Here is a 15,786-nt window from a genome sequence, read left to right as displayed (position 1 = left end):
TCGGTGCGCCGCCAGGGACTCGAACCCCGGACCCGCTGATTAAGAGTCAGCTGCTCTAACCAACTGAGCTAGCGGCGCCTGCTGACCTGCACGACTCTACCGGATGCCGGAGGGTGCTGCGGACCGGGGCGCAGGGGGGCCGTACATCATTCGGACCGTCAGCATGCGTGTCCGGGCGACAGTTGAGAAACTGGCGAACGTGCACAGTTGCGGACATTTCGACCTTCAGGGTGAGGGGCGTCGCATGGAGACTCCGGTGTTCGAGGAGATCGATCCCGAGAACGACTGCGACTGCCCCGGATGCGTCCACTGGCGCCGCGTCCTCCCCCGCCCGGCCGGCGGTCACCCCGCCGCCGCCCGAACCGTGATCCTCGCCGCCACGGCCGCCACCGCCGCCACCGCCTTCGGCGCCCTGCACGCGGCTCCCGCCTTCGCCGCCCCCCAGGCCCCCACCCGCCCCGGCGCCCCCAGGGCCGACGAGCCCGACACCCCCCAGGGCGACAAGGCCCCCCTGCACGGCCCCGGCGCCAAACCCGCCCCCATGGGGACACCCACCACCACCCGCGCCGACATCATCCGGCGGGCCAAGCAGTGGGTCGCCGCCCGGGTGCCGTACAGCATGTCCGAGTACTGGGGCGACGGTTACCGCCAGGACTGTTCCGGCTTCGTCTCCATGGCCTGGAGCCTGCCGCGCAACGAATGGACGGGCAGCCTCGCCCAGTACGGCGTCCGGATCGCCAAGGACGACCTCCAGCCCGGCGACATCCTGCTCTTCCACAACCCGTCCAACCCCGAGAACGGCTCCCACGTCGTCATCTTCGGCGGCTGGACCGACTACACGCACACCTACTACCTCGCCTACGAGGAGACCCGCCCCTACGCCCGCAAGCAGGCCACCCCCTACGCCTACTGGAGCAACTCCGACCGGTACGTCGCCTACCGGTACAAGGGTCTCGCGGCCGGCACCCCGGGCACCGAGCCGGACGGCGCCACCCCGGACGGCACGAACCCGGACCCCGCCAAGCCGCAGACCCCGGACACCGCGCCCTACCCCGGCGCCGCGTACTTCGGTCCCGGCGCCAACAACAAGTACGTCACCCAGCTCGGCCGCATGCTCGTGGCGCGCGGTGCCGCGGGCTTCTACACCTCAGGACCCGGTCCCCGCTGGTCGGACGCGGACCGCAGGGCCACCCAGGCCTTCCAGCAGGCGCAGGGCTGGCGGGGCGGGGACGCGGACGGGCTGCCGGGCGCCCAGACCTGGACCCTGCTGGTGACCGGCGGCGGCAAGGACATCGGGGCGAACGGCCAGACCGGGGCTGCGGGACCGCCCGCACCCTCCTCGCACGGGGTCCCCGGCTATCCGGGCCGCGCGATGTTCCGGCCCGGCGCCTCCAACAAGTACGTCACCCAGCTCGGCCGACAGCTCGTGAAGAAAGGATTCGGCAAGTACTACACGACCGGCCCGGGACCGCGCTGGGGCGAGCCGGACCGGCGAGGAGTGGAGGCCTTCCAGCGCGCCCAGGGCTGGCGCGGCGGCGCGGCGGACGGCTACCCGGGCCCGGAGACCTGGCGCCGGCTCTTCTCGTAGGGCCCGGCCCACTCCTCAGCAGTTGGCATCACCCGTCCGTCCCCCTTGTTGTGACGCATCTGGCGCGGAGGCTGGAGGCACTCATGAGTACGACCACTTCACACACCCCCGAGTCCGAGGGACCGTCCCGGCCGGCCCGGCTCATCCAGAACGAGGTGACCACCGAGATCCCGGTCCACCTGCTGTTCCGCGACGACCCGGACCCGGTGTCGGTCCCCCTCAAGCCCGCCGTGGTGGCCCGTAGACAGGGCACCGGCGAGCAGCCCCGTCTGCGCAGGACCGCCCAGGCCGCCCCGCGCTCCGCCCCCGACGTAGACCCTGAACTGGCCGAGCGGCCCGCGCGGGTGCTGCCGGGCGCGGCGGGCGTCCTCGCCGGCGTCTGCGGTCTGGCCGGGTGCGCGGTCACCTCGTGGTGGGCGGGAGTCGTACCGCCGCTGGTGCTGGAGGCGCTGCGGCTGCCGTCGTACACGACCGCGGGCCTCGGCCCGGTGCAGTGGGCCGCCTATGCGGGCGCCGGTGCCCTCGGGCTCTTCGGCTTCGGCGGGCTGGCCCGGGGCCGGACCGGACGGGCCTGGGTGCTCGGGCTGTTCGGCCGCTACCGGGGGACCGTCCGGCGCACCGGGCTGATGTGGGTCAACCCGCTGCTGCTGCGCCGCCGGGTCGACGTACGGCTGCGGCACTGGCGCAGCGAGCCGATGGCGGCGGCCGACGCGAGCGGGGTCGGGCTCAGGGTCGTGGTCCTCGTGGTGTGGCGGGTGCGGGACACCGCGCGGGCCACGCTCGGCGTCGACGACCACGAGACCTATCTGCGCGAGTGCGTCGAGGCCGCGCTCGCCCGGATCCCGGTGGAGGCGCCGGGCTCGGGACGCGGTTCGGCAGACGCGGCGGGGGAGGCGCTGACCCGGCTGGTGGCCGCGGAGACCGCCGCGGTCGGCGTGCAGGTGTTCTCGGTGCAGCCGCTGCGCATCGAGTACGCCCCGGAGGTCGCCGCCGCGATGCACCGCCGCCGGATCGCCGCGCTGGACGCCCAGCACCGGGCGACCGTGCTGACGTCGGTCGTGGACTCGGTGGAGGACACGGTGACCCGGCTGACCATGCGCGGCCTGGTCGAACTGGACGACTACGAACGCAAGGCGCTCGTGAAGGACCTGACGGTCGCGTTCTCCTCGGGGTGTATGGACACGGTCAACACACGGTAATACGCTGCTACTTGGTCTAGACCTGCAAGCTCAGAACTTCCCCACGTTCCCAGGAGCAGCAGCATGCGCAGAAGGACCAAGTGGTACGCCACCGCGCTCGGCCTCACCACCGCCGGCACCCTCGTCCTCTCCACCGGAGGTGCCAGCGGCCACGGCTACACCGACCTCCCCATCAGCAGGCAGAAGCTCTGCCAGAACGGCACCGTGACGAACTGCGGCGACATCCAGTGGGAGCCGCAGAGCGTCGAGGGCCCCAAGGGCTTCCCGGCCGGCGGACCCGCCGACGGCCAGATCTGCAACGGCGGCGTCAGCCGCTTCAGCCAGCTCAGCGCACCGAGGACCCCGTCGGGCGCCGCCTGGCCGGCGACCAGGGTCACGGGCGGGCAGAGCTACACGTTCCGCTGGCAGTTCACGGCCATGCACGCCACGACCGACTTCAAGTACTACGTCACCAAGGCGGGCTGGAACCAGAACCACAACCTCGCCCGCTCCGACCTCAACCTCACCCCGTTCCTGACCGTCCCCTACAACGGCCAGCGACCCCCCTCCACCCTCTCGCACAGCGGCACCCTGCCGTCCGGGCTCAGCGGACGGCACGTGATCGTCGCGGTGTGGACGATCGCCGACACGACCAACGCGTTCTACGCCTGCTCGGACGTCACGTTCTGAGCATCGCTTGAGACAGTCCAGGCTTCCCCCGGGGTAGGTTCCCCCACACGATCAAGCGATCGGTGCCTGACCTCGGGGGATCCGTCATGAGCGCCTTCTTCTATGCCATTCCCGTCCTGATCATGGCCGTGGCCCTTTCCGGTGCGTACCTCATGGTGCGGCGCTGGCTGCGGATGCGCAGAGCCTTGAGGAGCGGGCTCACCGCCGAGGCGCGGTGCCTGCGGGTGTACGCCGTGGCGCGCGGAGGCGGCGACAGCCGGGTGCGCACGAGCCTGCGGCATGTATACGAGTTCAGGACCCGCGACGGCCGGGTGGTCCGCTTCGAGGAGGAGGGCGGCCCGGGCGCCGTACTCGAGGGCGATGTCGTCACCGCGCACTACGCCGAGGGCCCCCGTATCGTGGCCACGGCCCGTCCCGGCGGCGGGCAGGGCTGCGCCGCCTTCGCAGTGGTGGCCTTCGCCGGGGTGGTCGTCCTGTTCTGTGCCGGCTTCATGGCCGCCTTCGCCGCGATGCCCTAGCCCTCCACATCTGACGCTCCGTCAACTACCGTGCGCCCTCATGGACCCCAGGAGGCATACGGTCGCGGAGCTCGTCGTCGGACGGTGGGGGGACCACCGGCCCGGACTGTGGTTCGAGGGGCGGGAGTACACCCACCACGAGGTGGCGGCCGGTGCCGCCGCGCGGTCGGCGCTCCTCGCCGACCTGCTGCCGGGGCCCGGCGCCCACATCGGCGTCCTGCTCGACAACACCCCTGAATACCCGATGTGGTTGAGCGCGGCCGCCCTCGCCCGGGCCGCCGTCGCCGGCATCAACCCCACCCGCCGGGGCCCCGAACTCGCCCGCGACATCCTGCACACCGAGTGCCGCCTGCTCGTCACCGAGCCCTCCCAACTCCCGTTGCTGCGCGGCCTCGACCTGCCCGGCGTCCGTCTCCTGGTGACCGGCTCCGAGGAGTACGACAGCCTGCTCGCGCCCTACGCCGGTGCCGAACCAGACGCCTCCCGCGCCGCCCCCGAGGACCGGCTCCTCCTCTACTTCACCTCCGGCTCCACCGGCGCTCCCAAGGCCGCGCTCTGCTCCCAGGGCCGGCTGGCCGCCGCCGGGCGTTCCCTGGCCGACCAGTTCCGGCTCGGCCCCGACGGGGTGCACTACGTCTGCATGCCGATGTTCCACGGCAACGCGGTGATCGCCGACTGGGCGCCCGCGCTGGCGACCGGTGCCGGGGTCGCGCTCAGGCGGCGGTTCTCGGCATCGGGGTTCCTGGTGGACGTGCGCGCGTACCGGGCGACGTACTTCACCTATGTCGGCCGGGCCGTCCAGTACGTCCTCGCCACCGAGCCGCGCGAGGACGACCGGGACAACCCGCTGCGGCTCGGCTTCGGCACCGAGGCAGGGGCGGTGGACGCGGCTGCCTTCGAGCGGCGGTTCGGGGTGCGGCTGGTGGAGGGGTACGGCTCCTCCGAGGGCGGCGCGGCGATCCAGTGGGCGCCGGGGACGCCCCGGGGCGCGGTCGGCCGGGCGGGGCCCGGGCTCGTCGTACTGGATCAGGAGACGGGCCGGGAGCGACCGCCCGCACGCTTCGACGCGGCCGGGCGGCTGCTGAACGGGGACGAGGCGATAGGGGAGCTGGTGAACCGGGCGCCGAACCCCTTCGAGGGGTACTGGCGCAACCCCGAGGCGGATGCCGAGCGGCGCCGGGACGGCTGGTACTGGACCGGCGACCTCTTCTACCGGGACGCCGAGGGCTACCTGTACTTCGCGGGCCGCACCGACGACAGGCTGCGCGTCGACAGTGAGAACCTGGCCGCCGCGATGATCGAGAACATCCTCGCGCGGTACGAGGGGGCGGAGGCGGTCGCCGTGTACGCGGTGCCGGATCCGGTGACCGGGGACCAGGTGATGGCGACGATCGCCGGAACCTTCGACCCCGTCGCCTTCGCGGCCTTCCTGGCGGCCCAGCCGGACCTCGGCACGAAGATGGCCCCGCGGTACGTGCGGGTCGTGGACCACATGCCGGTCACCGCCACAAACAAGATCAACCGAGCCCAGCTCAGGAGAGAGGGCCTGAACTGCAAGGACCCCGTCTGGACCAGGGAAAACGCCGAAGGGCCCTTCGCTCCCACGAAAGGCCCTTCACCGGTGCGCCGCCAGGGACTCGAACCCCGGACCCGCTGATGCTGTATCTCCTGGGGGATAACCCCCAGACCCCCAGCCGCTGCTGACGGCACCCGAAAACACGCCGAAGGGCCTCTCGCTCCCACGAAAGGCCCTTCACCGGTGCGCCGCCAGGGACTCGAACCCCGGACCCGCTGATTAAGAGTCAGCTGCTCTAACCAACTGAGCTAGCGGCGCATGACTCTCGCCGACCACCTCTCGGCGGCTGGCAACAGAGAAAATACTACCCGGTCGGAAGGGGTGCTTCTGACCACCGGCGAGTGAGCCGACCTAGGGGCGCGGGGAACTGCGCGACCAGCCCCCACCGACCCGCAGTCGACTGACGACCTTCCGTGCTGCTCCTAGATCGCCAGCGACAAGAGAACCGGCGCCGCCCCCCGATTCAACCGCTCCGTGGCCCGCCGCAGGCGATGCGCCTGCTCGACCGGCAGCGACAGCGCGAGGCATCCCACCATCGACCCCGCCGTGATCGGCACCGCCGCGCAGACCGTGCCCACCGCGTACTCCTGGAGATCGAGGTGGGGAACCGTCGGGGGCTGGGTCTCCAGACGGGAGAGCAGCAGCTTGTCGCTGGTGATCGTGCGGGACGTGAGCCGGGTCATCCGGTGCCGGGAGAGATGGTCCCGCCGGCCGTTGTGGTCGAGCTGGCTCAGCAGGCTCTTGCCCACCGCCGTCGCATGCGCGGAGGAGCGGAAGTCCACCCACTCGTTGACCGCCGGGGTCGCGGGCCCGTCGGCGTACTGGTCGACGGAGATCTCACCGTCGACGTACCGGCTGATGTAGACCGCCGCGCCGATCGAGTCGCGCAGCTCGTCGAGGGTGCGCTGGAGCTGGTCGCGCAGCCCCTCTTCGCGGTCCCGGACGGAGGTCAGCCTGGTCAGGGCGTCCCCCGTCACATACGCGCCGTCCGCCACCTGCTCGACGTACCCCTCACGGCGCAGCATCCTCAGGAGCGCGGTCAGTCGCTCCGGGTCGAGGCCGGTCGTGCGGGCGAGTTCGGTGTCGGTGACTCCGGCGGTGTGCCGTGCCACGGTCTCCAGGACGCGCAGTGCGTCCTGGGCCGAGTGGTACGGCGCGGTCGGTTCGTGCTTCAGCGCCACGGTGTTCCCCCTGCGCTCGCTCGGTCGCACTACTACTGGGCCGTAATCCAGACAGCGATCCCCTCCACGATAGCCGCCAAAAGGCTTGTAGTGAGCGGCTGTTGACGAGATTCCGTCCCCGGGTCGGCCCCCTCAGCAGGGGCGCTGGCTCGGTGGCATATGCCAGAGACATGACCCGGGTCCGGGACCTCGAAGGTTGAACTCTGTTCACTTCCTGCGGTCAGAGAACCGCGCTGAGAAATTCCCGGGTGCGGTCCTGCTCGGGCTCGCTGAACATCTTCTCCGGCGGCCCCGACTCGATGATCCGGCCCGCGTCGAACATCAGGACCTGGTCGGAGATGTCCCGGGCGAAGCCCATCTCGTGGGTCACACAGAGCATCGTGATGTCGGTGGTGCGGGCGATGTCCCGCAGCACGTCGAGGACACCCGCCACCAGCTCCGGGTCCAGCGCCGAGGTCACCTCGTCGAGCAGCAGCACCCGCGGCCGCATGGCCAGCGCCCGTGCGATCGCCACCCGCTGCTGCTGCCCGCCGGACAGCTGGGTCGGCCGTGCCCCGGCCTTGTCGGCGAGCCCCACCAGGTCGAGCAGCTCACGCGCGCGTGCCTCCGCCTCGTCCTTGGACATGCCGAGGACGGTGACGGGCGCCTCGGTGATGTTCCTGAGGACCGACATGTTCGGGAACAGGTTGAACTGCTGGAAGACCATCCCGATCTTCTTGCGCACCTCGCGCAGCTGCTTCTCCGGCGCCGGGAACAGCTTCTCCCCGTCGACGCTGACCGTCCCCTCGTCGGGCTTGGTCAGGGTCATCAGCATCCGCAGGATCGTGGTCTTGCCGGAGCCGGAGGGGCCGATCAGCGTCACGTGCTTGCCGGAGTCGACCGAGAAGTTCAGCCGGTCCAGGACGGTGTTCGACCCGAAGCGCTTGGTGACGTCCTCGAAGCGGATCAGCTCGCTGCCGTCCACCGGCGGGTTGGTGTGGGCGTCGGGCTCTTTCATCAGGGGAGTGTCAGCGGACAAGACGTCGCTCCAGGGATCGCAGGAGAAGGGAGGCCAGATAGGAGATGACGATGAAGGCCACGCCGATCACGGTCAGCGGCTCGGTGAACTGGAAGTGCTCCTGCGCGAACAGCCGCGCCTCGCCGAGCATCTCCAGGACCGTGATCACCATCAGCATCGGGGTGTCCTTGAGCATCGAGATCACGTAGTTGCCGAGGGCCGGCACGACCCGGCGGATCGCCTGCGGCAGGATCACCACCTGCCAGGTCCTGATCCTCGGCAGGTTCAGCGCCGTCGCCGCCTCCCACTGGCCGGCGGGCACCGCCTCGATACCGGCCCGGTAGACCTGCATCGTGTACGTCGAGTAGTGCAGCCCGATCCCGATGACACCGGTGGCCAGCGCGGACAGGGTCACGCCCCACTCGGGCAGCACGTAGAAGAGGAAGAACAGCTGCACCAGCAGCGGGGTGTTGCGCACGAACTCCGTGACCACCCCGACCGGCCAGCGCACGAACCGCGAGGGCGCGCGCATCAGCAGCGCCCACACCAGGCCCAGCACGAAGGAGATCAGCGAGCCGAGCGCGAGGGCCTGAAGGGTGACCAGCAGACCGTCCCAGAACTGCGGCATGAAGTCGCTTACGGCACTCCAGTCCCACGTCATGCGACACGACCTCCTACGCCCGTGGTCCGGCCCCGCTTCAGCTCGGTCTCGGTGTCGAGGCCGCGCTGGGGCTCCTTGCCGACCCCTGCCTTCAACTTCGTCTCCAGCCCCCGCATCAGCCGGGTGAGCAGGAAGGCGATCACGAAGTAGATGAGCAGCAGATACGTGTAGATCCCGGCGCTCTCCTGGAGCGCGAGCCGCACCAGGTTGCCGCTGAAGGCCAGGTCACCCATGCCCATCACGGACACCAGCGCGGTGCCCTTGAGCAGTTCGACCAGCAGGTTGGAGAACGGCGGGATCATCTCCGGCACCGCCTGCGGCAGCAGGATCAGCCGCAGCCGCTGCCAGGGCGTGAAGCTCAGCGCGATCCCGCCCTCCTGCTGGGCCGGGTCGACCGCCTTGAGCGCCCCGCGCACGATCTCGGAGCCGTACGCACCGTAGGTCAGGCCGAGCGCGAGCGTGCCCGCCCACATGGGCACGAGCTGCCAGCCGAAGGCCGGGGGCAGCACGAAGAACACCCAGAAGATCATCACCAGCGCCGAGGTCCCGCGGAACACCTCGGTGTAGAAGCCCGCGAGGAAGCGGACGATCCACAGCCGGTGGGTGCGCAGCACACCGACGACGAAGGAGACGGCGGCGGCCAGCAGCGAGCTGAACACCAGCAGCTGGACGGTCGTCCAGACGCCCTTGAGCACCAGTTCCCAGAGTCCGGAGGTCATCCGCCGCAGAGCTCCTTCGCGGTCAGGTCCGTCATCTCGGCCTGCGTGAACCCGAAGGGCTTGAGGATCCGGAACAGCTCCCCGCTCTTCTTCAGCTTCCGCAGCTCGACGTTGAAGGCGTCCCGCAGGTTCGTCTCGGTGCGGCGGAACGCGAAGGCGCCCCCGTCGACGTGCGGCTTGCCGCCCACGGTCGGGGTGAAGGCCTTCGTCGCCTCCGCCTTGGCCGACTTCTTCACCACCTCACGGGTGGTCAGCGCGGTCCCGGCGAACACGTCGACGCGTCCGGCCTCCACCGCGTTCAGCCCCGCGACCTGGTCCGGCACGATCAGGATGTCGCTCTCCTTGTACCCCGCCTCGACGGCGTACTGGATCTCCGCGTATCCGGTGCCGGTGGCGAACTTCGCCTTCTTCTCGACGACGTCCTTGTAGTTGTGAAGACCTTTTGGATTTCCCTTGCGCACGATGAAGGAATCGAGCATCTGATAGTCGGGATCCGCGAAGATCACCTGTTCGCAGCGTTCCGGGGTGACATACATGCCGGCCGCCACGACATCGAACTGCTGTGAATTCAGGCCGGGAATGAGCGATCCGAACTCGGTGGGCACCGGCTGCACCTTTTCCACGCCCAGCCGCTTGAAGACGACCCGCGCGAGTTCGGGTGCCTCGCCGGTCAGGTCGCCGTTCTTGTCGATGTAACCGAAGGGGATCTCACCGGCGATTCCCAGCCGTACGACCCCGGTCGCCCGCAGCCGGTCGAGCAGCTCGCCGCCTCCCTCGGTCGAGGCGGTGGCCACGCGCGAGCAGCCCGCGGCGCCCAGCGCGCCGAGCGCCGCCACCCCCGCGAGCAGCGATCGGCGGGTGGTTCCGGATATGTGTTCGCCATGTTCCATGTGTTCGCCATGTTCCAGTGGTGGAGCCATGGCGGCGCGGCTACCCGACCGGATGCGACCTATGCGGATTTATTCGAGCCCCGTTTTCGTGGAGGCCCTCTTGACCGGCGGGGGACCATGGAGTGCATGGCTGACCGTTACATCGAAGTCTCGCTGGTCAAGCGCGGGATCACCGCCACGGCAAAGCTCCTCGACGACCGGGCGCCGCTCACGTGCGCGGCCGTATGGAGTGCCCTTCCGCTCGCCGGTGACGTCTATCACGCGAAGTACGCGCGCAATGAGGTCTACGCCCTCTTCGCACCGTTCGCGGAAAACGAACCGCCTCTGGAAAACCCGACAGTCACCCCCATTCCCGGAGATCTCTGCTATTTCTCCTTCGCGGGCACCCAGCTCGGGACGCCGTCCCACGGCTACGACCGGGAGGTCCGCCCGGACACGACCGTCGTCGACCTCGCCCTCTTCTACGAACGCAACAACCTGCTCCTGAACGGGGACGTGGGCTGGGTGCCGGGCACCGTGTGGGGCGAGGTGACCGAGAACCTGGACGCCCTCGCCGAGGCCTGCAACGACCTCTGGCGCGCAGGCGCCCTGGGCGAATCCCTCCGCTTCAGCCGGGCCTAGCCCCCACCGCCGACCGGATCCGGAGCCCAACGCCCGCCGCCGGATCCGGATCCCCGCCGCCCGCCGCCTGTCGGGGCCAGCGCTCGCCGCCCTCGGGCGCGGCGCCTGCCGCCAGCTGGATCCGGAGTTCACCGCCCGGCGGATCCAGTGCGCGCCGCCCGGCGGATCCGGTGCTCGCCGCTGGCCGGGCCCGGAGCTCACCGCCCGCCGGGCCCGGCGTTCGCTTCGCCCGGCCGGATCCCTGCCGCCCCCCGCCTGTCGGGGCCAGCGCTCGCAGCCCTCGGGCGCGGCGCCTGCCGCCAGCTGGAGCCGGTACTCACCGCCCGGCGGATCCAGTGCGCGCCGCCCGGCGGATCCGGTGCTCGCCGCCCGCCGGGCCCGGAGCTCACCGCCCTCCGGGCCCGGCGCCCGCCTCACCCGGCCGGATCCCCGCCGCCCCCGCCTCGTACAGCGCGTGTGCCGCCCTCAGTGCCAAGTCGTCCCGGTGTCGGGCGGCGATGATCTGGAGGCCCACCGGCAGGCCGTCGGCGTCCGTGCCGACGGGAACGCTTGCTGCCGGCTGCTGGGTCATGTTGAAGGGGTAGGTGAACGGCGTCCAGCCGGTCCAGCGCTGGTGGCCCGAGCCCTTCGGGACCTCGCTGCCCGCCTCGAACGCGGTGAGGGGCAGCGTCGGGGTGACGAGGAGGTCGTAGGAGTCGTGGAAGCGGCCCATGCGGCGGCCGAGTTCCATGCGGACGTCCACCGCGGTGAGGTAGTCGAGCGCGCTCATCCGGCCGCCCAGCGCGCGGATCTCCCGCAGCCCGGGGTCCAGCAACTCCCGCTGGTGCGGCCCCAGATGCTGGGTCACCCGGGCCGCCCCGCTGAACCACAGGGTGTGGAAGGCCTCCACCGGGTCGGCGAAGTCGGGGTCCGCCTCGGTGACGTACGCGCCGAGTCCGGCCAGCCGCTCCACGGCCCGCCGTACCGCCGCGGCGACCCCGGGCTGGACCGCCACCTGGCCGCCGAGGGACGGCGAGTACGCGATCCGCAGCCCCCGCACCCCGCCCCGCAGGGCCGCGGAGTACGAGCCCGCCGCGGGTCCGAGTGCCGACCAGTCGCGGGAGTCCGGCACCCCGATCACATCGAGCAGCAGGGCCGCGTCGGCCGCGTCCCGGGTCATCGGGCCGACATGGGCGAGGGTGCCGAAGGCGCTCGCCGGGTACAGCGGCACCCGGCCGTACGTCGGCTTCAGGGCGAAGATCCCGCAGAACGCGGCCGGGATACGGACACTGCCGCCGCCGTCCGTGCCGAGCGCGAGCGGCCCCGCGCCGAGCGCCACGGCCGCCGCGGCGCCCCCGCTGGAGCCGCCCGCGGTGCGCGTCGGGTCGTACGGATTGCGGGTCACGCCCGACAGCGGCGAGTCCGTGACACCCTTCCAGCCGAACTCCGGTGTCGTGGTCTTGCCGAGGAACACCGCGCCGCTCTCCCGCAGCCGGGCCACCGAAGGCGCGTCCTCGTCCCACCTCCCGTGCTCCGCGACGGTCCTGGAGCCCTTGAGCGTCGGTGTCCCGCGCATCAGCAGGATGTCCTTCACCGTGACCGGTACGCCGTCCACCGCGCCCGACGGCTCCCCGCGCCGCCAGCGGTCCGCCGACGCCCGCGCCTGCGCGAGGGCCTCCTCCCCGGTCAGGCGCACGAAGGCGTTCACCTCCGGCTGGATCTCCGCGGCCCGGTCGAGAGCCGCCCGGGTCGCCTCGACGGGGCTGAACTCCCCCTTGCGGTACCCCTCGACGAGTTGTACGGCGGTCAGTCCGGTGAGGTCCTGCATGTGCTGCCCCTCCGCTCGGCGTTCAGTGCCCTGGCACGTACCCGCGCTTCTTGTCGACCACGTTGGTCAGAGATCTGCCCGCGTCCCAGCGCTCGTACATCTCCACGAACTGCGCGGAGAGTTCGTCCCGCCAGCCGACGGTGTCGCCGCTCATGTGCGGGGACACGATCAGACCGGGGACGTGCCACAACGGGCTGTCCGGCGGCAGCGGTTCGGAGTCGAAGACGTCAAGGGCCGCGCCCGCGATCCACCGCTTGGTGAGCGCCTCCACCAGCGCCTGCTCCACGACCAGTTGGCCCCGGCCGATGTTGATGAACCGCGCGGAGGGCTGCATCATCCCGAAGCGGCGGGCGTCGAACATGCCCCGGGTCTCGGCCGTGAGCGGGGCGGCCGCGATCACCCAGTCCGCGCGGGCCATCAGCCGGCCGAGGTCGTCGGGGCCGTGGATCCCGGTGCGGGAACGGCGGCCCACCAGCGCGGTGGTGATGCCGAGCGCCTTGAGGGCGGCGACGATCGCCCGGCCGATGGGCCCGGAACCGACCACGCACGCGCGCGTGCCCGCCACCCGCTGCGACTCCCGGTGCCGCCACACGCCCTCGCGCTGCAACTCGAGGGTCCGCGGCAGGTCCTTGGCCATCGTCAGGACCAGCGCGGCCACGTACTCGGCGATCGGCTGGTCGAAGACCCCGCGCGCGTTGGTCACCACCGTGTCGGAGTCGGCGAGTTCGGGACACATCAGGTGGTCGACGCCCGCGCTCGCCGTGTGCACCCAGCGCGGCCGCGGGCCCTCGCCCGGCCACGCGTCACGCACCGCGGTCGAGGTGAAGTCCCAGACCAGCAGCACATCGGCCAACGGCAGCCGCTCGGCGAGCGTGGTCGCGTCCGCGTGCTCGACACGGGCCCGGCCGGTGAGCCTGCCGAGGCGCGGAAGCGGGTCGGCGTCGAGGACGAGAAGGGTGGGGACGGACATCGAGGCACCGTTTCTGCGGGGCGCCGCGCGGGTCCGGGAGGGCCGCACGGGCGGTTTCTGCACGTTCATGAGGACCGGCCGACCTTTTTCCGCCGCTTTCCGCGGCGCGGCCGAGCGTCTGACGTGGGCGGAAACACCGGGGGTGGGTCAGGTGTGACGTGAGCGTGACATGGGCGGATTGACCACGCTCGCACCCGAACCTACCTTCGTCAACACGGGCGTTGCGCACGTTCCGCTGTCCCCCCGTCTCTCAGCGTGAGGCCGGTCATCGCCATGGACGTCTCCTTTCTCGGTGGTCCGCGCCCGCAGCGCGGTGTCGGTGTCGTCGCCCCCTTCGACTTCGCGCTCGACCGCGAACTGTGGCGCTGGGTCCCCGAGGAGGTCTCGCTCCATCTGACCCGCACCCCGTACGTCCCCGTCGAGGTCAGCCTCGACCTGGCCCGGCTGGTCAGCGAGCACGAGACGCTGCACGACGCCGTGCGCACGCTCCACGCCATCGCCCCCGAGGTGGTGGCCTACGCCTGCACCTCCGGCAGCTTCGTCGGCGGGGTCGCGGGGGAGCGGGCCATGTGCGCGGCGATGACCAGGGCCGGCGCGGTGCCCTCCCTGACCACCTCCGGCGCCCTCCTGGCCGCCCTCGCCGAGCTCGGCGTGACCCGGGTCGCCCTGGTGACGCCGTACACCGAGTCGGTGACCAGGGCGCTCGAGGAGTACGTCGCCGAGGCGGGCGTCTCGGTCACCGGGTGCGCCTACATGGGCCTGACCCGGCACATCTGGAAGGTGCCCTACCGCGAGGTCTCCGAGATGGCCCACAAGGCCGTACGGCCCGACGCCCAGGCCCTGTTCATCAGCTGCACCAACCTGGCGACCTACGACGTCATCCCGCAACTGGAGGCGGAACTGCGCATACCGGTGATCTCGGCCAACCAGGTGACCATGTGGGCGGCGTTGCGCCGACTGGGTACCCGAGCCGTGGGACCGTACCAGGCGCTGATCGATCCGGCGGCCAGGAGCGGCCCCGCGCGCCCGGAGATCCCGGGTCTGCCGGACGTCCGGGAACTGCCGGACGGAGAACAGCAGCAGGAAGGCTGGACATGACCGCTCTCGGATTCCTCTACCCGGGCCACTCCGCGGAGGACGACTATCCGCGCATCGAACAGCTCCTGGGCAGCGACATCCGCCTGGACGTCGTCCACACCGACATCGGCACCGACGCCCACCGCGTGGACGCCCTCCTGGAGATGGGCTCGGCCGGGCGGCTCGCCGCGGGCGTCGAGCAACTGCGCCTGTCGGGCGCCGAGTCCGTCGTCTGGGCCTGCACCAGCGGCAGCTTCGTGTACGGCTGGGAGGGCGCCCACGAGCAGGTCCGCACCCTCGCGGTCACCGCCGGCATGGCCGCCTCCTCGACGTCCTTCGCCTTCGTGCACGCGGCGCAGGAGATCGGCGCCGGGCGGGTGGCGATCGCGGCGACCTACCCGGACGACGTGGCGGGACTGTTCGCCGAGTTCCTGCGGGCGGGCGGGATCGAGGTCCTCCAGGTCCGCGGCGCCGGGATCATCACCGCGGCCGAGGTCGGCACCTGGGGCGAGGAGGAGGTCTTCGCGCTGGCCCGGGAGGCCGACTCACCGGACGCGGAGGCGGTCCTGCTCCCGGACACGGCCCTGCACACCGCCACCCACATCCCGGCCCTGGAGAAGGAGCTCGGCAAGCCGGTCCTCACCGCCAACCAGGTCACCGTCTGGGAGGCCCTCCGGCTGACCGACCGCAGGGTCAACGCACCGTCGCTGGGAACGCTGTTCACCAAGGAACCACTCGTCCAGGCGTGAGGGACCGGCAGAGGGGACCTGCCGTTCTGGCGTGAGCCACCGTAGGCGGAGGGGGCCGGCCGTCCTGGCGCAAACCCGCCGTCGGCCGAGGGCACCGGCCGTCCCCCGGGGGCGGCCGGGCTCCGGCTCCCGTCACATCCGGGTCCGGCGGCGCACCGCGCGCAGCCGCATCGTCAGGCCGATGGCCAGCATGATCAGCGCGGCGGCGCAGTAGGCCCACGAGCCGCTGCCCCGCACGGCGTCGACGGAGGCCAGGACGACCCACAGGCCGGCCACCACGCTCAGCGCGGTCCAGGCGATGTCGGCGATACGGATGGACAGCTGGGCCTCCTGCCGGGTCCCGGGCTCCAGCGGCCCGATCTCCCCATCCCGTGAAGTGCTCTCCCTAGTCATGGGCGATCCCTCCGGTCCGTGAGGTGGTGCGCTCTGGGTACCCGTGGGCCCGTGCGGCAAGCGGCCGGGCGCCGGACGGGATGTGGAAGCCGGGGCTCCGTGGACGAGGGGCCGGCGGCGGGGACGGCCGGCGCCCGGGAATAACCGGGGACAGTCCCCTGTTGTCGCCAC

The 15,786-nt window shown here is 71.5% G+C and carries 16 protein-coding genes and 2 tRNA genes; 8 read left to right on the top strand and 10 right to left on the bottom strand.

Annotated elements, in window-relative coordinates; genetic code table 11:
• Positions 1-4: 4 nt before the first annotated feature.
• Positions 5-78, bottom strand: a tRNA-Lys gene (locus H295_RS0129325).
• 166 nt (positions 79-244) lie between these two features.
• On the opposite strand from H295_RS0129325, the gene H295_RS0129320 reads away from it, so the two are divergent.
• The 5 genes from H295_RS0129320 to H295_RS0129300 all read left to right on the top strand — a co-directional run bounded on the left by H295_RS0129320 (position 245) and on the right by H295_RS0129300 (position 5,631).
• Entirely contained in the window at positions 245-1,588 is a 1,344-nt protein-coding gene (locus tag H295_RS0129320; RefSeq protein WP_028809855.1) for a peptidoglycan-binding protein, read from the top strand.
• An 83-nt stretch (positions 1,589-1,671) separates the two neighbouring features.
• Complete coding sequence (locus tag H295_RS0129315) at positions 1,672-2,787, top strand: SPFH domain-containing protein (protein WP_020138914.1); 1,116 nt, start codon at positions 1,672-1,674, stop codon at positions 2,785-2,787.
• 63 nt (positions 2,788-2,850) lie between these two features.
• The gene (locus tag H295_RS0129310) at positions 2,851-3,456 is read left to right on the top strand and encodes a lytic polysaccharide monooxygenase auxiliary activity family 9 protein (RefSeq protein ID WP_020138913.1); all 606 of its coding nucleotides are present in this window, start codon (positions 2,851-2,853) and stop codon (positions 3,454-3,456) included.
• An 86-nt stretch (positions 3,457-3,542) separates the two neighbouring features.
• Positions 3,543-3,974 (top strand): DUF3592 domain-containing protein, encoded by a 432-nt coding sequence (locus H295_RS0129305; RefSeq protein WP_020138912.1) that lies wholly within the window; start codon positions 3,543-3,545, stop codon positions 3,972-3,974.
• A 40-nt stretch (positions 3,975-4,014) separates the two neighbouring features.
• Entirely contained in the window at positions 4,015-5,631 is a 1,617-nt protein-coding gene (locus H295_RS0129300; RefSeq protein ID WP_020138911.1) for a long-chain-fatty-acid--CoA ligase, read from the top strand.
• A 103-nt stretch (positions 5,632-5,734) separates the two neighbouring features.
• Here the strand turns inward: H295_RS0129300 and H295_RS0129295 are convergent.
• The 6 genes from H295_RS0129295 to ehuB all read right to left on the bottom strand — a co-directional run bounded on the left by H295_RS0129295 (position 5,735) and on the right by ehuB (position 9,998).
• Positions 5,735-5,808 (bottom strand) — tRNA-Lys (locus tag H295_RS0129295).
• 164 nt (positions 5,809-5,972) lie between these two features.
• Positions 5,973-6,731 (bottom strand): IclR family transcriptional regulator, encoded by a 759-nt coding sequence (locus H295_RS0129290; protein ID WP_020138910.1) that lies wholly within the window; start codon positions 6,729-6,731, stop codon positions 5,973-5,975.
• A gap of 220 nt (positions 6,732-6,951) precedes the next feature.
• Positions 6,952-7,728 (bottom strand): ectoine/hydroxyectoine ABC transporter ATP-binding protein EhuA, encoded by a 777-nt coding sequence (gene ehuA / locus H295_RS0129285; protein ID WP_020138909.1) that lies wholly within the window; start codon positions 7,726-7,728, stop codon positions 6,952-6,954.
• Between the two features lie 10 nt (positions 7,729-7,738).
• Positions 7,739-8,389 carry an ectoine/hydroxyectoine ABC transporter permease subunit EhuD gene (gene ehuD, locus H295_RS0129280; protein ID WP_020138908.1) on the bottom strand — a complete coding sequence of 217 codons (651 nt, stop codon included), beginning with the start codon at positions 8,387-8,389 and terminating at the stop codon, positions 7,739-7,741.
• Entirely contained in the window at positions 8,386-9,108 is a 723-nt protein-coding gene (gene ehuC, locus H295_RS0129275) for an ectoine/hydroxyectoine ABC transporter permease subunit EhuC (RefSeq protein WP_020138907.1), read from the bottom strand. The genes ehuD and ehuC overlap by 4 nt, the downstream gene beginning before the upstream one ends.
• Complete coding sequence (gene ehuB, locus H295_RS0129270) at positions 9,105-9,998, bottom strand: ectoine/hydroxyectoine ABC transporter substrate-binding protein EhuB (RefSeq protein ID WP_051135626.1); 894 nt, start codon at positions 9,996-9,998, stop codon at positions 9,105-9,107. The genes ehuC and ehuB overlap by 4 nt, the downstream gene beginning before the upstream one ends.
• A gap of 126 nt (positions 9,999-10,124) precedes the next feature.
• Between ehuB and H295_RS0129265 the strand changes: the two genes are divergently transcribed.
• On the top strand, positions 10,125-10,619 hold the full coding sequence (locus H295_RS0129265) for a DUF3830 family protein (RefSeq protein ID WP_020138905.1): 495 nt from the start codon (positions 10,125-10,127) through the stop codon (positions 10,617-10,619).
• A gap of 385 nt (positions 10,620-11,004) precedes the next feature.
• Here the strand turns inward: H295_RS0129265 and H295_RS0129260 are convergent, their stop codons facing one another.
• The gene (locus H295_RS0129260; RefSeq protein WP_020138904.1) at positions 11,005-12,426 is read right to left on the bottom strand and encodes an amidase; all 1,422 of its coding nucleotides are present in this window, start codon (positions 12,424-12,426) and stop codon (positions 11,005-11,007) included.
• 22 nt (positions 12,427-12,448) lie between these two features.
• Complete coding sequence (locus tag H295_RS0129255) at positions 12,449-13,396, bottom strand: D-2-hydroxyacid dehydrogenase (protein WP_028809854.1); 948 nt, start codon at positions 13,394-13,396, stop codon at positions 12,449-12,451.
• A gap of 273 nt (positions 13,397-13,669) precedes the next feature.
• Between H295_RS0129255 and H295_RS0129250 the strand changes: the two genes are divergently transcribed.
• Together H295_RS0129250 and H295_RS0129245 are read left to right on the top strand one after the other, a co-directional pair.
• Positions 13,670-14,494 carry an aspartate/glutamate racemase family protein gene (locus tag H295_RS0129250; RefSeq protein WP_020138902.1) on the top strand — a complete coding sequence of 275 codons (825 nt, stop codon included), beginning with the start codon at positions 13,670-13,672 and terminating at the stop codon, positions 14,492-14,494.
• Positions 14,491-15,222 carry an aspartate/glutamate racemase family protein gene (locus H295_RS0129245; protein WP_020138901.1) on the top strand — a complete coding sequence of 244 codons (732 nt, stop codon included), beginning with the start codon at positions 14,491-14,493 and terminating at the stop codon, positions 15,220-15,222. The genes H295_RS0129250 and H295_RS0129245 overlap by 4 nt, the downstream gene beginning before the upstream one ends.
• 132 nt (positions 15,223-15,354) lie before the next feature.
• Here the strand turns inward: H295_RS0129245 and H295_RS0129240 are convergent, their stop codons facing one another.
• Positions 15,355-15,615, bottom strand: a complete 261-nt coding sequence (locus H295_RS0129240) for a hypothetical protein (protein ID WP_020138900.1) — start codon at positions 15,613-15,615, stop codon at positions 15,355-15,357.
• Positions 15,616-15,786: the final 171 nt, after the last annotated feature.

Origin of the sequence: Streptomyces sp. 351MFTsu5.1, assembly GCF_000383655.1 — a bacterium.
GTDB lineage: Bacteria > Actinomycetota > Actinomycetes > Streptomycetales > Streptomycetaceae > Streptomyces > Streptomyces griseorubiginosus.
Note: the sequence above shows the minus strand (reverse complement) of the source record. Positions and strands in the feature narration are given on the sequence as shown.

Coding starts and splice junctions, on each gene's coding strand:
- ehuA (WP_020138909.1), bottom strand. CDS start 7,728: ATGAAAGAGCCCGACGCCCACACCAACCCGCCGGTGGACGGCAGCGAG.
- H295_RS0129320 (WP_028809855.1), top strand. CDS start 245: ATGGAGACTCCGGTGTTCGAGGAGATCGATCCCGAGAACGACTGCGAC.
- H295_RS0129265 (WP_020138905.1), top strand. CDS start 10,125: ATGGCTGACCGTTACATCGAAGTCTCGCTGGTCAAGCGCGGGATCACC.
- ehuD (WP_020138908.1), bottom strand. CDS start 8,389: ATGACGTGGGACTGGAGTGCCGTAAGCGACTTCATGCCGCAGTTCTGG.
- ehuC (WP_020138907.1), bottom strand. CDS start 9,108: ATGACCTCCGGACTCTGGGAACTGGTGCTCAAGGGCGTCTGGACGACC.
- H295_RS0129260 (WP_020138904.1), bottom strand. CDS start 12,426: ATGCAGGACCTCACCGGACTGACCGCCGTACAACTCGTCGAGGGGTAC.
- H295_RS0129245 (WP_020138901.1), top strand. CDS start 14,491: ATGACCGCTCTCGGATTCCTCTACCCGGGCCACTCCGCGGAGGACGAC.
- ehuB (WP_051135626.1), bottom strand. CDS start 9,998: ATGGAACATGGCGAACACATATCCGGAACCACCCGCCGATCGCTGCTC.
- H295_RS0129310 (WP_020138913.1), top strand. CDS start 2,851: ATGCGCAGAAGGACCAAGTGGTACGCCACCGCGCTCGGCCTCACCACC.
- H295_RS0129300 (WP_020138911.1), top strand. CDS start 4,015: ATGGACCCCAGGAGGCATACGGTCGCGGAGCTCGTCGTCGGACGGTGG.
- H295_RS0129315 (WP_020138914.1), top strand. CDS start 1,672: ATGAGTACGACCACTTCACACACCCCCGAGTCCGAGGGACCGTCCCGG.
- H295_RS0129240 (WP_020138900.1), bottom strand. CDS start 15,615: ATGACTAGGGAGAGCACTTCACGGGATGGGGAGATCGGGCCGCTGGAG.
- H295_RS0129305 (WP_020138912.1), top strand. CDS start 3,543: ATGAGCGCCTTCTTCTATGCCATTCCCGTCCTGATCATGGCCGTGGCC.
- H295_RS0129250 (WP_020138902.1), top strand. CDS start 13,670: ATGGACGTCTCCTTTCTCGGTGGTCCGCGCCCGCAGCGCGGTGTCGGT.
- H295_RS0129255 (WP_028809854.1), bottom strand. CDS start 13,396: ATGTCCGTCCCCACCCTTCTCGTCCTCGACGCCGACCCGCTTCCGCGC.